We start from the raw sequence: 18,805 nt of genomic DNA on the forward strand, positions 1-18,805 counted from the left end.
CGCTCGGTCTGGGCGTGGTGTCCGCACGCGCGCGACCGCATGCCGCCTCATGGTCAAATAAAAACGGGACGCGCCGGACCCCCGGCACGCCCCGCAACTGTAGCAACAATCAAGCAGCCCACGCAATTCAGCCCACTAAAGTATCGAAAACAAAAGCCTCGATGCTCCGGCAACATCAGCGTTCACATTGTTGCGCTAGATTAATTTAGTACTCTCCAGCTTTTCGATAATCCAGTCGTTGGCTTTGATGACCGGACGGCGGAAGACCACACCCAGGGCCAGCGACGGAATCAGATAGCTCGCCAGAATACCCAGCTCAACCCAGTACTCCATATGGTAGGCGCCAGCCATGGCAGCATGCATGGCATTGATGCCATGGGTAAACGGCAGGAACGGATAGATCGCCTGGAACACGGGGCCGGTCATCTCGATGGGGAATGTACCGCCCGAACCACCGACCTGCATGACCAACAGCACGACAGCGAGCGCCTTGCCGATATCGCCAAACGAAACCGTAAGCGTGTAGACGATATTGGAGAACACGAGACTCGCGATCCAGCCCGCCAACACAAACTGCAGCGGGTTGTCGCACTGGATTCCAAAGAACAAGATATCGCCGGCGCACACGAGCGTCGCCTGCAGCAAGGCCAAGCCGCCAAAGAACAAGTAGCGGCCCAAATAGATCTCGTGCAGGCGTACGGGGATGAGCTCGTTGATAAGCTCATCGTCGACCGAGACCTTCATCATGGCTGCCAGCACAATCGAACCCACCCACAGCGACAGAATCGTATAGAACGGCGCCATGGCCGAACCGTAGTTGCGGATCGGATAGACCGGCTTGCGGTCGAGCGCGACGGGGCCGGAAAGCGACACGGCCAAACCCTCGGGATCGTTGCCGATCATCGTCTTAATCGTCGCAAGATCATCCGACATCAAGGCACCGTCGAGCTCGTCCTTAAACGCGCCGATCTTGTCCGACGCCTCGCCCAGCTGATCGGAAACCTTGTTGACCAGCTTTGCAGCCTTGGAGAGGCCCTTTGCCAGCGAACCGGATGCATCGGTCAGGCCGTCTACGGCGCTATCCAAATCGCCCGAGATACCATCGAGCGAGTCTAGAATGCCCGAGACGGTCTTCTTGAGCTCCTTGGCCTTAACCGAGAACGTGGAATCGTAATCGGATTTGGCGCCCGCAATGCCGGCCTTGGCATCGGCGATGGCCTGATCGACCTCGGCACGCGTGCTGTTGACCTCTGCCATGCTGTCAGAAAGGGACTTAGCAGTTGCCGTCAGGTCCTTGGCGTTGTTGCGATACTCCACCGCGATCCTGCCCAGCGATGTTGCTACAGACTTAAGGCTCTCCTGGAGCTTTTCGTCACTGACCTGCTCGGCAAAGCCGCGGAGCTGGTCGGCCGTGGCGTCGATATCGTCGGCACGTGTATTGAGCGCCGCCGCGGCATCGTTGAGCTGGGACACCGTAAGGTCCACATGCTGGTTTGCGGTGTCGAACGCCTTCGCGAGCTCGGCAGACACATTGTCGAACGAGCCCGCGCTTCCGTCAATCGCCGCGTCAACGGCATCGTTGGCGGCCTTGAGCGCTTCCTTGGAATCATTGATGCCGCTCTTGGCGTGTTCCATCAACTGCTTGGTCGACTCATCGACGGTACCCGTCTGCTGGAGCATACCGCTCGCCGACGTCAGCGAATCGGACGTGGAGCTCAAAATGCCCGCAAGCGACGTTGCGCTGGCCTGAACGCCCTGCAGGTCCTGGACCGAATCGCCGAGCGTCGAGGACAGGTTGGCGATAAAGTTGCTGACCTGGTCGGTGCTCATGTAATCGAGCAGGCTGGACACCGTCTTAAGACCGATGCTCGTAATGGTCTCGGTAAAAGTTTCGTTAACCTGGCTTTGAACGGCGTTCGAACCCTTCTCGGTCACGATCTGCGCGATGGCGTTGGCCTTCTGGTTCTCGTAAAACTCGATATCGGCGTGCTTCACCTCAGTCGAGAAAAGCGTCATCATGTCGGCGCTAAACGTTTTAGGGATAACGACGGCAGCGTAGTACGCGCCCGACTTAACGCCCTCGATCGCCTTATCGCGGTCGTTGAGGACAACCCAGTCGAAGTTCTCGTTGCCGCGCAGGGTGGCGGTTACGTTTTCGCCCACGTTGACCTCGACGGGAATCAGATCGCTCTCGTAGCCCTCGTCGGTGTTGACCACGGCAATCTTAAGATTGCCGGTGTTGCCGTACGGATCCCAGCTGCCGGCGATGTTAAACCACGCGTACAGACACGGCACGATAATGAGGCCCATCACGACAATCAGGCCGATCACGGAGCGAGACACGTTTTGGACATCGCGCTTAAACAGATGCAGGATGTTCTTCATTTATGCCTCACCTCCTTTGGAGTGCTTGCCAAGCGCGGTGGTATCTCCATCATTTGTGGCTGTGCTGTCGCTGCCCTGAGATTTATGGTGCGATCCTATATGCGGCAAGCGGCCCGCGGACTGATCGCCGCCCTTGGCACCACGCTCGCTGGCGTTGAGGCCAAACATGTGGCGGGCGGCAGGAATGGCGGCCGTGTGTTCGCGCATCTCGCGACGCAAGTCCTCATCCGAAAGCGCCGAGATGCGCATCTGGGTATTGAGGCTCGCGCGGATATATTCGATATTGATAAGCCAGCCGCAGATAGCAATAACCGAGATGATCCAAATGACAAGCAGGATGATCTTGCCGTTATTGTCGATATCGAGAACCGTCGACAGGACAAAGAGCAGGACCTGAACGCCCACCACGGCGGCAAAACCGCCCTTGATGTAGTAGGGGTAACGGTGCTCAAAGGTCACCGCATGGTCGAGCAGTTCGCGACGGTACGAATCAGAATCGAGCATGACACGCATGGCCGTGCGCAGCGAGTAGCGCTGGCGCGGCAGGTCGTTGGACTCGCAAATCATCATACCGGTCGTGGAAAGCTGTTTATCAAAGAGCAGGTTAAGGTTGAGCAGCAGCGGACGCAGCTGCAGGCCGATAAAGAGCGCCACGATCAAGAACACGCCCAGAATGCACAGGTTAAACAGGTAGTTGAACGAATACATGCCGCCGACCGTCTCGCGCAGCAGATTGATGCCGTAGGTAAAGGGCAGCAGCGGATGCAACCACTGGAAGAAGCCGGGCATCATCTCGATGGGGTACATGCCCGAAGAGCCCGGAATCTGCACAATGACCAGGATGACGCCGATCGCCTTGCCGATATGCTTAAACGTGGTGGACAGCGCATAGATGATATTGACGTAGGTGAACGAAATGGCGATGCCGCCCAGCACGAACAGCAGCGGGCTGACGCACTGCACGCCAATCACCAGATCGCCTACCGTAACGATAATGGCCTGGAACGCGCCCAGGATCACCAGTAGCAGCCAGCGGCCAAAGTAGCCCTGACGCGCGGTAAAGCTGCCGATGCCTTCGCGGTCGACCTCGAGCTTGTAGATAGCGATAAGCACGTAGCCGCCCACCCAAAGCGCCAGATTGGTATAGAAGGGAGCGATGCCCGAGCCAAAGCTCTTGACCGGGAAAAATGACTTGGAAGTCAGCTCTACGGGAGATGCCATAAAGTCTGCCACGTCATTGACGTCGACACCCATCAGTTCAGCCAGCTCGCCCATGGACTCGGAGGTCTGCAGCGCCGCAATGTCGTTGGCGGCGGTTGCGAGCTTGTCCTGGACCTTGGCAAGCGAGGCATCGGTCTGGGACAGCGTGGTCTTGGCCTGACCGAGCGTAGCGTTGAGTTGCGAAAGTGTACCGCGCGCACTTGCAATAGCAGGCGTGAGGCCAGACACGATTCCCGTCAGATCACCCGAGACGGCGGCAAATGAATCAAGCGCGCTCGAGGCCTTCGGCAGCGCGTTTTGACCCAGGTCCGTCTGGGCCTGGCCAAGGTTAGTCGCACCAGTCTGGATTGCGTTATTGATAGCGTCGCTGGCACCCGAGACAGCCGCGGCGTCATTCGCCATGGCGCTCGACTGCGCAGACAGACTATCCTTGATGCTCTGAAGCTTTTCATTCTGCTCGCGGAGCAAATCGATGGTCGATACAATGCGCGCGTCAATTTCCTCGGAACCTGTCGACGTGTCATTAACGAGAATTTCCAAGTGCCCGATAACGGCCTTATTGTGGTCGATCGTCGCCTGGAGAGACTCAAGCGAGTTGTCGATACGGGTGGTCGTAGATGCGACCGTGCCCGTCAGCTTGCCAATCGCAGCGTTCGCGGAGGCTGACGTCTTGGTGAGCGCAAGGCTGCCTTCCGAGAGCGCTTTGGAGAGCGAGGTGATGGAATTACCCGCCGTGGCGCGAGCCTCGCCCAGCAGGTCGTTGCCCTGGGAGATCGCCTGCGTCAGCGACGGCGCCTGACCCTGTAGACCGGCAAGTGCTGCATCTGCCGAGGCAATGGAACCACTCGTCTTATCGATGGCGGCATTCATGTCGCCAATCGAACCACGCACCTCGCCCAAGGTATCGGATGCTTCGGACACCGAACTTGCCAGCGAATCCTGGGTCTGGGTTGCCTTGTCCTTTAAATCGACTCCGGCATCCTTGGCGATACCGGCAACAGTCTCGCCCGCCGTGGAGACAAATTCCGAGTTGATCTGCTCCTCGATGGTGCTTGCACCGGTGTCGGTAACCTTGGGCGCAATAGCGCTCTTCTTCTCATTGACGTAGTACGTAAGCTTGGGCTGATGGTAGTTGCCGTCGAGCATCGAAACCAGGTTATCCGAGAAGTTCTTGGGGATTACGATGGCCGCATAGTACTCACCGCTCTCGACGCCCTCTTTAGCATCGGCCGCCGAATCGACGAAGGTCCAGCCCAGCCGATCGTTCTCCTTGAGCTGATCGACGACCTTATCGCCCGCGTTGAGCTCGCCCACCAAGTCGTTTTGGGTGCCCTGATCGTTGTTGGCGATGGCAATCTTGATACCCTGGGTGTTTCCGTACGGATCCCAGTTTGCCACGATGTTGTACCAGGCATACAGCGAGGGAATAACGCACACGCCGAGGGTAACCACCAGGGCGACGGGATTCACAAGCAGTCGCTTAATGTCGCGCTTAAATATCGCAAAGGAGACCTTTGCATCGGATAGTTTGCTGCCGAGACTCACGCTTGGACCATCCATCCTGTCGTTGAATCGAATCGTACTATCGATAACCATTGTACGAAGGCGTTTTAACGTCTCAATGCACAATGGTATTGAGTTTTGCGGGTAGCAATATACTACGAAGATGAGTTAACGTACAGTTGTACAGTATCTTAAATTTCAGCAGGTCACAAAACCACAACCCGCACAAATTAGCAATCCGATTAGTCGTTAGGAACGTTCTTAAACGACCAGTCAAACAAGAACGTCCCCAATGACTAGTTTGGACCACGGTAACGTCGATGTTTTGGCAATGCCAGCGAGCGGGCACCAGAGCGAACAAATTGGCATGAAAAGAGGACGGCATAGACCTTCTGGTCATGCCGTCCTCTTTGAATGACAAGTTGTCGCTCTGGTGCCCGCGCAGCGTCGACCGGTCCGCCGTTCGTTAGAACGGCGGAACTGAGGGCAGCGTCGAGCCGTTCCGCCGTTCGGCAGAACGGCGGAACCAATTACATAAGCTCGCAGACAGCCGCCGCGAAGGCAACGGGGTCCTCGGGCAAAATACCCTCGACGAGCAGGGCCTGGTCATAGAGCAGGCCGGAGTACTGCTTGATCTTGTCGGCGTCGCCTGCCTTCTGAGCAGCGACGAGCTTGGCAAAGACCGGGTGCTTGGCGTTGAGCTCGAGCACGCGTTGGCTCTTGGGCATACCGTCGGGCGCACCCTCGGGACCCTTCTGAAGCACCTTCTCCATCTCGAGCGAAAGCGGACCCTCGGTGGTGATGCACGCGGGAGCATCGGTCAGGCGCGCAGAGACGGCGACCTTCTCGACCTTGTCACCGAGTGCCTCCTTCATGGCGCTAAAGAGGTCCTCGTTCTCCTTAGTGGCGTCCTCGGCCTCCTTCTTCTCGTCCTCGGTCGCCAGGTCAAGATCGCCGGTAGCGACATTCTTGAGCTCCAGGTGACGATCTTCGACCTCGGGCTCGGCACCGTCGGCAACGGCCTTCTCGGCAGCCTCGCGGGCAGCGTCGTCCTCGTAGATCTTGGGCATATCGACGGCAACGTACTCACGCATAGCCTGGAACGTGAACTCATCTACATCCTGCGTCAGCAGCAGCACGTCATAGCCTCGGTCGAGAACACCCTTTACCACGGGCATCTTGGTCAAGCGCTCACGCGAGTCGCCGGCGGCGTAGTAGATGGCCTTCTGATCTTCGGGCATGCCCTTGGCATACTCGGCCAGGGTAATCATCTTCTGCTCCTTGGCAGACCAGAACAGCAGCAGGTCGGCGAGCTCATCGGCCTTCATGCCATAGCTCGAATAGATGCCGTACTTAAGGCCACGGCCAAAGTTCTCAAAGAACTTCTCGTAGGCCTCGCGGTCGTTGTCACGCATATCCTCAAGGTCGGCGGTAATCTTCTTTTCCACACGCTTGGCGATGGCCTTGAGCTGACGGTTCTGCTGCAGCGTCTCGCGCGAGATGTTGAGCGACACGTCGGCGGAATCCACGACGCCGCGGACAAAGTTATAGTAGTCGGGAAGCAGGTCGTCGCACTTCTCCATGATCAGGACGTTGGAGCTGTAGAGCGCCAGGCCCTTCTCGTAGTCCTTGCTGTACAAATCGAACGGCGCGCGGCCCGGCACAAACAGCAGGGCGTCGTACTCGAGCGTACCCTCGGCGTGGAAGCTGATGGTGCGCGCAGGATCGTCAAAGTCGTGGAACGTAGACTTGTAGAACTCGTCATAGTCCTTCTGCTCAACATCGGAGCTGCGCTTCTTCCAGATCGGCGTCATGGAGTTAACGGTCTCGAGCTCCTGGTAGTCCTCGTACTCGGGCTTGTAATCCTCCGGCGCGTCCTCGGGCTTGGGTTTCTGGCGGCTCTTGGAGACCATCATTTGGATCGGGTAGCGCACATAGTTGCTGTACTGCTGAATCAGGCTCTTGAGGCCCCACTCGGTCAGGAAGCGATCGTAGGTCTCGGCCTCGCCATCGGCGTCGAGCTTCTCGTTCTCGCGCAGCGTCAGGATGACATCGGTGCCGTGCTCGGCGCGCTCGCCGTCCTCGATGGTATAGCCCTCAAGACCGTCGGATTCCCACACATGGGCGACATCCTCGCCATAAGCGCGGCTGACCACCTTCACGTGGCTGGCGACCATAAAGGCCGAGTAGAAGCCCACGCCAAACTGACCGATGATGTCGACATCCGAACCCTGCTGCTCGGCGTTCTCGGTCTTAAACTCCTCGGAGCCGGAATGGGCGATGGTGCCCAGGTTGCGCTCGAGCTCCTCGGCGGTCATGCCAATGCCGTTATCCGAGATGGTAATGGTGCGGGCGTCTTTATCAAAGGAGATGCGAATAGCCAGGTCGCCCTGGTCGAGCTTGACGCTCGGATCCTGCAGGCTCTTAAAGTTGAGCTTGTCGACGGCGTCGCTCGCGTTAGAGATAAGCTCGCGCAGGAAGATTTCCTTGTTGGTGTAGATGGAGTTGATCATGAGGTCGAGCAACTTTTTGCTCTCGGTCTTAAATTGACGCATGTGCAGTCCTTTCGCGCTACCCCCGTCCGCAAAAACAGCCCGGTTGCCCGAGCCGTATCGCAGACCTGCTATGTTCAGACTTAGATTTTATAACCCATTAGCGCGCATATATACATGCGGAATCGAAAAACTGTATGTCCGAGCACTCCGATGCGCCAATTGCCAAGGAGTGTCCCCAACTGTCGACAGAAAAGGAACGTCCCTATCTGCCATCTACGCGCTTGGCCATCCAGGCATGGGGCTGGCCCTCGTCTTCGTAGTCAACCGGGGCAATTTGTGTGTAGCCAGCCTTTTCATAGAGCGGCAACACGTATTCCTGCGCGTGCAGCTTAATAAGTTTAGCGCCGGCATCGCGTGCGCATGTATCGCTGGCCTCGACGATCGCGCTTGCCAACCCGCGACGACGCATAGCCGGCAGCACGGCGACGCGCCCCATAATGTAGGTCTCCCCCGCGGCGACGCCTTCGTCCAAGTCGCACGCCGGTGGCACCGGAGCCTCCGCATCTGCCGCGCGCTCCAGCTCCTCGGGAAACACGCGCGAGCAGCCGGTGAGTTGGCCATCCACATACAGCGTCACATGGATGCAGCCCGGGTCCTCGTCAATCTGTTCAAACTCGTTTTCATAGCCTTGTTCGTCCATAAAAACGGCGCGGCGCACCAGCGCCGCGTCCTCAAAGCAACCTGTCTTAAGTTGGATATCCAAGGCGGCCCCTTCATTCAGTAAGAACGTTAGGGACAGATTTTAGCGAAAATGAGCCCCGCGCACACTAAACTTCGCACGCGCTTTTGCCAGGCAATCGTAGTGGCCCACGTTATGGGCGTCACTCGCGATAAAGCTGTACAGATTTTGCTCGAACAGGCGTTGCGCCGGCTTTTTCTCGCGACCAAAGCGCCCACCCGCAATAAAGTCGGCAGAAGCCTGCAGCTTACAGCCCATGTCGACCAGACGCTTAGCAATGCTTACGTCCTTTTGAATGGCACGGTAGCGCTCAGGGTGGGCAATAATCACCTGGCAACCGCGACACTGCAAGTCGTAGATCGTGTTCTCGTATTCCTCAAAGTCATACGAATCAGCACGCGTCGAGAGCTCAAGCAAAAACTCGTTTGAGTCCTCGAAATGCAGGCGATCGGCCCATTCGATGCCCAAATCCATGAGCTTGGCATGATTGACCTCAAAGCCCATCTGCAAATGCATATCGCCCGCATGCGCGCAAAGCAGTCGATAGGCCTCCCACATTTTTTCGAAGTCAAAATACGGGTCCCGGCAGTGTGGTGTACACACCATGTGCGTAACGCCGACGGCGCGGGCCGCCTCGAGCATCGCCAAGCTTTGCTCGAGGTTCGCCGCGCCGTCGTCAACACCGGGCAGGATATGGCAGTGGATGTCTCGCATATCGCCCTCTTATCTGCGTCGTTGCTATTTCTTAAAACGCTTCGCCTTCGCAGGGGTCCCCGTTGCAGCGGCACCGCCAACAGCAGGGTTAACTCCGGCAACAGCGTTGTTCTGGCCCTTGTCCTCGCCATAGTAAGAGTAATAGTAGTCATGGCTCGAGGTCTCACAGCAGTTCATGACCGTGCCAATTACGTTAACCTCGGCCTTGTTGAGCTGATCGAAAGCAGCGAGAATCTCATTGCGCTTGGCAAAGTCCTGGCGGACGACATAGATGGTGCCGTCGGTGATCGCGGCGACTTCGGCAGCGTCGACAAACGTGCCCACGGGCGGCGTATCAAAGATGACGTACCGGTACTTTTCCTCCAGCGCGGCGACAAGCTTGGCAAAGCGGCGCGAGGCAACGATGTCTGCCGGATTGGGAATGCGCGGCTCGGCGTCGAGGAAAAAGAGGTTGGGCTGACCGGTGTCGACAACGGCCTCATCGATCGACATCTGATCGGAAAGCACGGCGTACAGGCCGCCGGCATGACGGACGCCCAGCATATTGGCAAGTGTGTGGTGGCGCATGTCGCACTCAACGAGGAGAACGCTCTTGCCGCTGGTTGCGATGGCCTTGGCCAGGTTGATCGCGATGGTGGACTTGCCCTCGTTGGGAATGGAGGAGGTCACCGTAATGGACTTGATGGGCGTATCGACACTCGCAAAGCGAATGTTGGCGAGCAGCGTCTTGGCTGCGTTGTTAAAGGCGAGGGTATCGCCGGACTTCTTTTTACGGGCCATGGATTACTTACCGCCCTTCACAACGGGGAAACGGCCGATAACGGGCACGCCGAGCAGCTCGACGGCGTCATCGACAGAACGGACACGCGTGTTGAGCATGTCGAGCAGCACAACAATCGCGACAGCGACAAACAGGCCGGCCAGGGCGGCAACTGCAATGTAGAGCTTGCGGTTGGGGCCGCTGGGCTGGGTGGGGACCTTTGCCTTGTCGATGACGTTGACGGCCTGGGCGGCGTCGACGTCCTGGGCGACGGTGGAAACCGAGTTGGCCATGGCGTTAGCGACAGCGGCAGCGCCATCGGGACTGGCACCGGTCACAGACAGCGAGATAACGCGGGTCGTGGTCTCGCTCGTAACACTCACCTTATAGTCGGCCAGGCTGGAAAGGCCCAGCTCCTTGGCGGCACCGCTCTTGACGCTGTCGCTATCGAGCAGCGTGGCGATGTCGTTGGAGAGCATCTGGCTTGCAGACAGATCGTTGTAGTAGCTCGTCTGGCCGCCATCGGTCTTGGCGAGAATGTACATGCTCGTCGTGGCGGTGTAGGTGTTGTCCATCATGATGAAGGAGACGACGCCCATGGCGATCGCGCAGACCACCGGAAGGGCAATGACCAGCTTGAGGTGCTTTTTAAGCAGCTGGAACAGTTCAAGAAGGGTCATGCAGTTCGCCTTTCATTTCCCTAGTTCGTATCGACAAAACTGCTCGTATAATATCGCATATTTCTACCATACCCGAGCTCTATACATAAGATACAGCGTCCGCGTGTAAGTTGCGCAACAATTCACGCGGCAGCGGAGGCGCGGGCGTACTGTCTAATCCTCGGTTTTTGCTATGCCGCTACGCGAACGGTCCCTCTTGTTGCACGGGAAACGTTACCGTAATGGTGGTTCCCACGCCCGGCTCACTCGACAGGTCAATCGCGGCGTGATGGTACAGAGCGGCGTGTTTGACGATCGCCAAACCCAGGCCGGTTCCGCCACGCGCCTTAGAACGACTCTTGTCCACGCGATAAAAACGCTCGAACACTTTACCCTGCTCCTCGGGCGCAATACCGATACCCGTATCGGCAACAGACAGGTACGGATGACCCTCGTCATTGGTCCCGCAGCGCAGCGTGACCGTACCGCCAGGTCGGTTGTATCGAATGGCGTTGCTTGCAAGGTTGTAGATCAGCTCGTCAATCAGGCGCGGCACGCCTTCGATCACCATGGGCTTCGTCTCGTGCCCAATGGTCACATTCGACTGCCGGGCAACTTGCTCAAGACGCTGTTCCACCGTCAAAATGGCGCGAGAGAGCTCGATGGGTTCTGTGGACCCAATGGGCACCGCCTCGCCCTCGGATGCTCGCTCCGCCTCGTCCAAGTTGGAAAGCGTAAGAATGTCGTTGACGAGCGCTGCCAGGCGGCCCGCCTCGCGATAGATGCGGCCACCAAAGTTGCGCAAGTCGTCCTCGCCCTCAACCATGCCGTTTGCAATAAGCTCGGCATAGCCCGAAATCGCGGTAAGCGGGGTCTTGAGCTCATGGGTGATATTGGCCGTGAACTCGCGGCGCATTCGGTCGTTGTCCGCTAGCACCGCCATTTGACGCTTGAGTTCCTGGCGCTGCGACTCGATACGCTCAAGCATGGGGACCATCTCGGCATAGGCGTGCTCATAGCTACGGCGTGGGTGGTCCAAATCCACCTCTTGCAACGGCGCGATGATTGCACGGGACTCGCGGCGCGCCATAAAAAACGAGAGTACTGCACCCGCTGCTGCGATAAGCAGCATCGGCGCCACCATCGACAGCAAAATCGCCGCAACGCCAGGCTGGGCTTGCGCCAAGCGGACAACTTGGCCGTTATCAAGGGCGACGGCGCGATACAGCATAATCTCGTCGAGCGTAGAGCTTGCGCGCTCCGCGGAACCCAAACCACTCTCAAAGGCCTCGATGACCTCGGGGCGATCGCCATGGTTGGGCAGTGAGGAAGGCGACGCCTCGTTGTCGTAGGCAACCGATCCATCCTTGTTAATCAGCGTGATGCGCAAGTCCTCGCGATCGAGGCTACGCAAGAACGGGATAGGCTCCTGCTGTTCGTCGAGGGCGGCAGCAATGAGCTCGGTTTCCTGCGCCAGATTGGCACTCGTGGCATCCGCCAAGGTGTTTTGCACAAAGAACGCACCCAGCACCGTAAACGCCACGATAACCGCCATGGCGCAAACAAAGATCGTCACAAAAACGCGGTGCGACAGCGTATGTTTTCCCTGGGGGGCGAAGACCACGGGCTACTCCTCCGATGCGGTGGCCGCGGTGTCGTCACCTTCGGCACCGTCACCGGCAGAAGGCTCGGCCAAGCGGTAGCCCACGCCGCGCACCGTCTCGATGGCGCTGGCATGCTCGCCCAGTTTTTGGCGAAGCGTCTGCACGTGCACGTCGACGGTGCGCGAACCGCCGTCGAAGTCCCAGCCCCACACGCTCTGCAGCAACGACTCGCGGGTAAAGACCACGCCGGGCTTGCGCATGAGGTACTCGAGCAGGTCGAACTCGCGCAGGGTGAGCTTAAGCGGCTCGCCGGAAACGGTCACCTCGCGATGGCTGGGCGAAAGCACGATATCGCCCACGCTGAGCACATCGCTCGCCTGCTTGACCATGCCGCCGCGACGCAGCAGTGCGCGGCAGCGGCTCGCAAGCTCCATGAGCGAAAACGGCTTAGTCAGGTAATCGTCGGCACCGCCATCGAGCGCCATCACCTTGTCGAGCTCGGTATCCTTGGCGGTAAGCATCATGATGGGCACCGTCTCCGTCAGGCGATCGGCACGCAGGCGACGCATAATCGCCAAGCCATCGGTATCGGGCAGCATGATATCGAGCAGCACGGCATCGGGCACCCGTCGCGCCACGGCAGCCTTAAACTCACCGTCGCACGAAAAGCCTTCGGCCTCGATCCCCTGCTTGCGCAGTGCATAGACCGTCAAATCCCTGATGTTGTCATCGTCCTCGACGTAATAGATCATGTTGAACCCCTTTGCGGCCGGCATGACCGCATCTTAATCCTAAAGGTACCTTTACTAGATGGTATCAGCCAAAACGCCCCGTCAAATAATCCGCCGTACGCGGGTCAGTAGGATTTTTGAAAAGCTGAGCGGTGGGCGCGTGCTCCACCAACTCACCTAGCAAGAAAAACGCGACGGAATCGGATATGCGCGCCGCCTGCTGCATATTGTGTGTAACGACCACGAGCGTGCAGGTCTCTTTGAGCTCGCAGGCCAGCTGCTCCACCACGAGCGTCGACACGGGGTCGAGCGCCGAGGTCGGCTCGTCCATCAGCAGAATATCGGGCCGCACGGCAAGCGCACGGGCGATGCACAAACGTTGCTGCTGTCCGCCCGAAAGCCCCAGACCAGACTCCTTGAGTTTGTCCTTGACTTCGTCCCACAGGGCAGCACGGCGCAGGGAGTCCTCGACCAGCTCATCCAGCACGGCGCGATCGCGCACGCCCATACCGCGAGGACCGTAAGCGACGTTGTCGTAGATGCTCATGGGAAACGGGTTGGGGCGCTGGAACACCATGCCCACGCGCTGGCGAAGGCGGCAGATGTCGTAATCGCCCAGGATGTCTTGACCATCGAGCGCAATCTTGCCCTCGATGCGGCAGTCCTTGATGCCGTCGTTCATGCGGTTAAAGCAACGCAGCAACGTCGACTTGCCGCAGCCCGAAGGACCGATAAACGAGGTAATCTGCTTGTCGCGGATCTTGATGGACACATCCTTAAGCGCGTGGTGATCGCCATAGAACAGGTCGAGGCCCTCGACATCGATGCGCGTCGGCGAGGCGGCAAGGTCCTCTGCCGTGGGGCGAGTCGCATCTCCAACTTCGCGCTCATGCGCGGCCTCGGCCTGCGCTTCCATTAGCTCCTCGAGCTCCGTGGGCCCCACAGCCGCAGCAGCCGTCATACCGCATACCTCCACATCGATATCAAATCAGCAGTATCGATAGTAAAAATCGCAGCTCATATATGCGTGAGCGTATTGTCAAGTGTTTGTAAGGACCTCCTCGATACGCGACGGGCAATCATATCGACCGTGCACACCCAAGCGTCCGCTCAGACACGAAGATAAACCGCACGCGCCAAACCCCAAGCGACACAGCCGGTAAACGATATACTCTAGAGCCAAAGGAGACCATCCCGTCGAAAGCGAAATCAGTGAAGCATCTCACCCCTCTTGCAAAGCGTTCCGCGCAGCTGACCGTTGGCCTTGCCTGCGCCGTCGCCCTTGTCGCCGGCATTCCGTCCGTCGCCGGTGCCCAAGTGCTCACGACCGATAACATCTGCGGCAAAGCCGCCGATGCACGCGGCATTGCAGCCGAAGACCTGCCCGATATCGATGCCTCCAATGCGTTTGTCATGGGTAAAAACGGCACCGTCTACTATGCCCGTAGCGCCGACGAGCAAGTCAAAATCGCCTCGATCACCAAGGTCATGACTGCAATCCTCGCGGTCGAGAACTGCAAAATGGACGAGAAAATCACCGTGAGCAACGCGGCGGCAGCCGTAGGCAACTCGACCGCGGGACTCCTCGAAGGCGACGAGCTCACCGTCGAGCAAGCGCTGCGCGGCCTGATGATCCCCTCGGGCAACGACGCCGCCATCGCGCTTGCCGAACACGTGGGCAAAAAACTTGACCCCAAGACCAAAGATGCCGTCGCTACGTTTGTAAAAGCCATGAACGAGCTGGCCGAGAAGCTCGGCTGCACGGGAACGCTCTTCGAGAACCCGCACGGGCTGGATTTTGACGAATGGGCCGGCGATATGCATTCAACCGCACACGATGTGGCATTGATGATGCAAGAGGCCATGAAGGACGACACGATTCGCGAAGTCATGGCGAGCAAAGATCCTTGGATCGAAGTGACGGGCGCCGACGGCTCCGATCATTCGCATTCCATGGATACGCACAATGTTTTATTGGGCCAAGACGGCAATATCGGCGGTAAGACCGGCACCACCGACGATGCCGGATACTGCTTTGCAAGCGCCTACAATCGCGATGGCGACGAGATCTATACCGTTGTCTTGCACTCCAGCACCACCGACCAGCGTTTTGCCGATACGGCCGCACTTGCTAGTTGGTATTACGACCACAAGGTAACGGTCGAAATCGCCAATACGCAAAAGAAGACTGCCAACGGAAATCCGCTGATGGCACGTGTCAGTCAAACCGACTGGACAGACAAAACGATCGACGCCACGCTTGCCGACCCCACCGCGCAGGCAACGGTGTTCTCACTCGCCGGCGAAGTGACCGAAAAGGTTAGCTACGATGACCTTTCGGGCACGGTGCATGTTGGCGATAAGGTGGGCAGCGTTACGCTTAAGCAGGACGGCACCAAGATTGCCGTCATGGACCTGGTTGCCGACGAGGAAGGAACGGGGCCCAATCCCATCGAGTGGCTGCTCGTGAAGCTCGACCGCCTGGGCCGCCGCATCGACAACCGCCCGCTCACAGCCGAGAGCGAGACCGTAGCCAAGGCTCCTGAGGTGTAGGGCCAAAGCGATATCACATCGAACCAAATGAGGTGTCCAACGGGGCGCCTCATTTTTTGAGGGTTCGAATCCCCAGCTAACGTTCTCCATACCAAAAAGGGCCCCTTACGGAGCCCTTCTTCAAATTCGTACTGGCGGAGAGCTGGGGATGTCCGGGCATGCTACGCATGCCCTCCGGCTTCAAAGCCTAGCGGCTTTTCGCCCACGGGCTACAAACGCTTTCGCGTTTGCTTAACGCCCGTGCCCTCTCGGGTTCGAATCCCCAGTTAACATTCTTCTAATCAAAAAAGGGCCCCAAATGGGACCCTTCTTTCAAGTCATACTGGCGGAGAGCTGGGGATTCGAACCCCAGATGCCCTTTTGGGGCATACTCGCTTAGCAGGCGAGCACCTTCGGCCTCTCGGTCAGCTCTCCGTAACAGCCGTTCCATAGTAACCAAACACTCGAATCCGGGCAAGGGGAAATTTTGATAATTGGCCGGCAGGCTTTCCTCCCCCATAAATCAAACCCCTATCCCAACGACCGGCTGAGGGAGCCGAGCTCATCGTTTCCCATCGTGCGCCACATTTGGAAGATGCAGACGCGTGCCAGGAAAAAGAACCCGTTATCGACCAGCTGCACAGCAGCGTCTGCCAGCTGGTTGGACACGGCGGGCACCGGCGGCAGTTCGAGCCCCGCCTTACTGATGGTCTCAACCGCTTCCTCGAACGTCGGTGGCTCATTGACACCCATCTCGTTCATAAGGCCCTGCATTTCCTCCAGTGCGTTGCTACCCGACTCCTCGCCGCGCGGTACCAAGCGGTAGCACGCCAACGCCAGCTCGAGCTGATCGCAGTTCCAGTAGGCAAACGCTAGGCGATAGAACAGGTAGCCGATTGCGGAACGGTCACTGGCAATGCGCAGGCCGTGGCGCGCCACCTCAATGACCTCGTCATAGCGCTCCAGACGCGCCAGCACGTTGATGAGTGCAAAGTGTGATTGCATGGATGAGCGCGCCAGATCGTAAAGATGACGCACCTCGGGCAATGCCCGCTCAAAATCCTCCTGATCGGCGTAAAAGCTGCAAATCTCATGCTGGGCAAAGTACAGCGCATCGGGAGCGCGCAAAATACGAACGGAGCGGTCTTCCTCCATTACCGGCAGTACCATACGCACCAGTTGGTTGTCGCAAAACAGCGTCTGGACCGGTCCTGTCGCCAAAAGCTCGGCAACGGCGCACTTGGCCTCCAGCTCCTCAACAAGACGGGAAAAGCCCTCAAACGCACCCGCGCGGTCGACTTTTGCCCGCTCGCGCAACTCAGCGACGCGCGCCACATACGGGTCATCGCCCTCCTCCATAACCTCAAGCTCATCAGCCGTATCGGCAAGCAGCAGGTCGCGCAACGCCGGCGGCAGCGAACGGTGGTCGTCACGCGGGCGAGCATGAACCTCAGCGGGCTCAATCGCATCCGGCGCGTCCGACTCATATGCCTCAAGCATGCGCTTGCACGGCATATCATCCATATCCATGCTTTCAAAATTCTTAGCGGCGGGAACGCAATTGGCCAGATAGGCCGCACGCCCAAAGGAATATGTTGCAACAATGCGCTCACCCTGCTCGCCATCGGGAGCCGCAATCTGAACGTAGCAGCGCGTAATGCTGGCACCGGCAGCAAAACAAGCCGCTGCCAGCGTGAGCGCCACGCGCGCGTCGTGCTCCGCGGCCCAAATCGTACGCACGTCCTCGTCCAACTCACGCCAGACGTCATCCTGGGCGTCGTATTCACGTTGGGGCATGGCATCCACGACCGAGCGCCCAAACCGAACGAGCATAATCCCCTCGGCAACGTTTGCCCGATAGGTATAGTCAAGCCGCGTGACCACGTTGAGGGCTTCGACCGCGCGCGCAAAACGGGTGCGCACGTCCCACTCACCGCCTGGCTGGCAAGCTACCGTACCCGGTTTGCCCCACGGGTTGTCACTCGAGGCCGTATCGAGCAGTCGGGGGACATCGCTGGTCGTCTTGGCGATATGCCACGCGTCAAAGAGCGCGCAGCCCTCAAGGCTCGGCGAGGATGCCGCAGGGGCCAATCCGGCCCCAATACGCTCAAGGATGCCGGAGAGGCGGTTAAGACGACACTCGATAGCAAGCAGCATGTCAATCTCGTCCTGGTCCAGCAGGCTACGATCAAAATTGAGATAGAACAGCTTTGAGCGGTCGATACGCGCTAGGCCCATCTCGGACTTGGCAGCGATGGTGCGCAGTCGGGGCAAATCGACCTCGCTCATAAGTGCGGCGGCATAACGCTCGATACCGCTCGGATTATCGGCATGGTCAACGCGGTAGAGCAGCGTCTCGATAGCATCGGGGAGCGGTGCCGTGTTAAAGCCCAAAAACACTTCGACCGGCTCGGGCAACTTTACGAGTTTGATCTTGTTGGCGGTGTTTTTTATACCCTCATCGAGCTCGTCGGCAGGTACCGTGTTCGCAAGGGCGTTTTTGGGGTCGGCAAATATCACGTAGCGCAAGAACATCGAGGCCATAAACTCGCCATAAGGGAGAGCACGGCTCGAATTCCATGTCTCGTGGTCGGACTGCTCACGCATGGGCCCTTCGGGAGAGCCGACCGTTCGCGCGCAAGCGCGCATTGCACCGTTGGCTCCCCGCACCAAAATCTCGCCAACACTGGAATCGGACTCGTCAAGGACCAATTTCATTTCGGGGCTTTTGGGCAATGGCACTTTCTGAACAGGGCCGTCAACCTTATAGACCTCACCTGACACGCTCACGTAGCCCAAAAGCGATATGTGGCTTTTGCCTACGAATTCGACGACGTAGCAAGACTCTTTAGGATCCTCGCCAAAAACTTTCCAGACAACACCATACGAGCGCCCCGCGGGTTGCTCTGGCATCGATGGAAAACGCTTTTTGGGGTCGAGAAACCTGAGCTTGTATGTCGGACGCTCTGCCACGAAATATCACCCTGATCGGTCGTACAGCGAAGGATTGGTCGCGGACGGACCGCGACATCTACTCGGAATCTTACACGAGTCGATAAGAAATAGTCTCCCGCGGGCGGAGGCGCACGATTCCAGTCGAGTGTCTGGGGTCGAATGGCGGCGTAAAAGAAAAGCCCCCGTTGCCGGAGGCTTCAAGTTCGATTGGTGCGGCGTATAGGATTCCGCGCATCCGCTTCGCGGATCCGCACCGGCTTCGCCCGCCTGCCGGCGCGCTCGCCCGCTCGCTAAAAACGCTCCGCGTTTTCTTTACGCTCGCGCCTCGACCGAGGTTCGAATCCATGCATGGCTTCCAAAAAAGAAAAGCCCCCGTTGCCGGGAGCTTTAAAGTCAATTGGTGCGGCGTATAGGATTCCGCGCATCCGCTTCGCGGATCCGCACCGGCTTCGCCCGCCTGCCGGCGCGCTCGCCCGCTCGCTAAAAACGCTCCGCGTTTTCTTTACG

General features: G+C 58.4%; 12 protein-coding genes and 1 tRNA gene. 1 reads left to right on the top strand and 12 read right to left on the bottom strand.

The features are described from left to right. Nucleotides 1–195 precede the first annotated feature (195 nt). The 10 genes from ACTQVX_RS03385 to pstB all read right to left on the bottom strand — a co-directional run bounded on the left by ACTQVX_RS03385 (nt 196) and on the right by pstB (nt 13,772). Nucleotides 196–2,385: a YhgE/Pip family protein gene (locus tag ACTQVX_RS03385; protein WP_441042485.1), complete on the bottom strand. Its 2,190-nt coding sequence runs from the start codon at nt 2,383–2,385 to the stop codon at nt 196–198. Further along, on the bottom strand, nt 2,386–5,151 hold the full coding sequence (locus ACTQVX_RS03390) for a YhgE/Pip family protein (protein WP_441560192.1): 2,766 nt from the start codon (nt 5,149–5,151) through the stop codon (nt 2,386–2,388). Between the two features lie 488 nt (nt 5,152–5,639). After that, nucleotides 5,640–7,664, bottom strand: coding sequence for a molecular chaperone HtpG (gene htpG / locus ACTQVX_RS03395; protein WP_441560194.1), 2,025 nt, complete (start codon nt 7,662–7,664; stop codon nt 5,640–5,642). A 202-nt stretch (nt 7,665–7,866) separates the two neighbouring features. Further along, nucleotides 7,867–8,367 carry a GNAT family N-acetyltransferase gene (locus ACTQVX_RS03400; protein ID WP_441560196.1) on the bottom strand — a complete coding sequence of 167 codons (501 nt, stop codon included), beginning with the start codon at nt 8,365–8,367 and terminating at the stop codon, nt 7,867–7,869. A gap of 39 nt (nt 8,368–8,406) precedes the next feature. After that, nucleotides 8,407–9,057, bottom strand: a complete 651-nt coding sequence (locus ACTQVX_RS03405) for a tyrosine-protein phosphatase (RefSeq protein WP_441560198.1) — start codon at nt 9,055–9,057, stop codon at nt 8,407–8,409. A gap of 24 nt (nt 9,058–9,081) precedes the next feature. Next, nucleotides 9,082–9,837 carry a CpsD/CapB family tyrosine-protein kinase gene (locus ACTQVX_RS03410; RefSeq protein ID WP_441560199.1) on the bottom strand — a complete coding sequence of 252 codons (756 nt, stop codon included), beginning with the start codon at nt 9,835–9,837 and terminating at the stop codon, nt 9,082–9,084. A gap of 3 nt (nt 9,838–9,840) precedes the next feature. Then, on the bottom strand, nt 9,841–10,497 hold the full coding sequence (locus tag ACTQVX_RS03415; protein WP_154517680.1) for a YveK family protein: 657 nt from the start codon (nt 10,495–10,497) through the stop codon (nt 9,841–9,843). A gap of 178 nt (nt 10,498–10,675) precedes the next feature. Next, on the bottom strand, nt 10,676–12,100 hold the full coding sequence (locus tag ACTQVX_RS03420) for a sensor histidine kinase (protein WP_427729173.1): 1,425 nt from the start codon (nt 12,098–12,100) through the stop codon (nt 10,676–10,678). A gap of 3 nt (nt 12,101–12,103) precedes the next feature. Further along, complete coding sequence (locus tag ACTQVX_RS03425; RefSeq protein WP_441560201.1) at nt 12,104–12,832, bottom strand: response regulator transcription factor; 729 nt, start codon at nt 12,830–12,832, stop codon at nt 12,104–12,106. 64 nt (nt 12,833–12,896) lie between these two features. Beyond that, nucleotides 12,897–13,772, bottom strand: a complete 876-nt coding sequence (gene pstB, locus ACTQVX_RS03430) for a phosphate ABC transporter ATP-binding protein PstB (RefSeq protein ID WP_154517678.1) — start codon at nt 13,770–13,772, stop codon at nt 12,897–12,899. 251 nt (nt 13,773–14,023) lie between these two features. On the opposite strand from pstB, the gene ACTQVX_RS03435 reads away from it, so the two are divergent. After that, entirely contained in the window at nt 14,024–15,364 is a 1,341-nt protein-coding gene (locus tag ACTQVX_RS03435; RefSeq protein WP_441560202.1) for a D-alanyl-D-alanine carboxypeptidase family protein, read from the top strand. A 323-nt stretch (nt 15,365–15,687) separates the two neighbouring features. Here ACTQVX_RS03435 and ACTQVX_RS03440 read toward each other — a convergent pair. Both ACTQVX_RS03440 and ACTQVX_RS03445 read right to left on the bottom strand, forming a co-directional pair. Continuing rightward, a tRNA-Ser gene (locus tag ACTQVX_RS03440) sits at nt 15,688–15,778 on the bottom strand. 96 nt (nt 15,779–15,874) lie between these two features. Further along, nucleotides 15,875–18,061: a tetratricopeptide repeat protein gene (locus ACTQVX_RS03445; RefSeq protein ID WP_441560203.1), complete on the bottom strand. Its 2,187-nt coding sequence runs from the start codon at nt 18,059–18,061 to the stop codon at nt 15,875–15,877. Nucleotides 18,062–18,805 lie beyond the last annotated feature (744 nt).

Source organism: Collinsella sp. LCP19S3_A6, assembly GCF_052122015.1.
Taxonomy (GTDB): domain Bacteria; phylum Actinomycetota; class Coriobacteriia; order Coriobacteriales; family Coriobacteriaceae; genus Collinsella.

Bases quoted from the DNA above. Each gene is read 5' to 3' on its own strand.
- ACTQVX_RS03385 (WP_441042485.1), bottom strand. From the start codon at position 2,385: ATGAAGAACATCCTGCATCTGTTTAAGCGCGATGTCCAAAACGTGTCT.
- htpG (WP_441560194.1), bottom strand. From the start codon at position 7,664: ATGCGTCAATTTAAGACCGAGAGCAAAAAGTTGCTCGACCTCATGATC.
- ACTQVX_RS03405 (WP_441560198.1), bottom strand. From the start codon at position 9,057: ATGCGAGACATCCACTGCCATATCCTGCCCGGTGTTGACGACGGCGCG.
- ACTQVX_RS03410 (WP_441560199.1), bottom strand. From the start codon at position 9,837: ATGGCCCGTAAAAAGAAGTCCGGCGATACCCTCGCCTTTAACAACGCA.
- ACTQVX_RS03415 (WP_154517680.1), bottom strand. From the start codon at position 10,497: ATGACCCTTCTTGAACTGTTCCAGCTGCTTAAAAAGCACCTCAAGCTG.
- ACTQVX_RS03425 (WP_441560201.1), bottom strand. From the start codon at position 12,832: ATGATCTATTACGTCGAGGACGATGACAACATCAGGGATTTGACGGTC.
- pstB (WP_154517678.1), bottom strand. From the start codon at position 13,772: ATGACGGCTGCTGCGGCTGTGGGGCCCACGGAGCTCGAGGAGCTAATG.
- ACTQVX_RS03445 (WP_441560203.1), bottom strand. From the start codon at position 18,061: ATGAAATTGGTCCTTGACGAGTCCGATTCCAGTGTTGGCGAGATTTTG.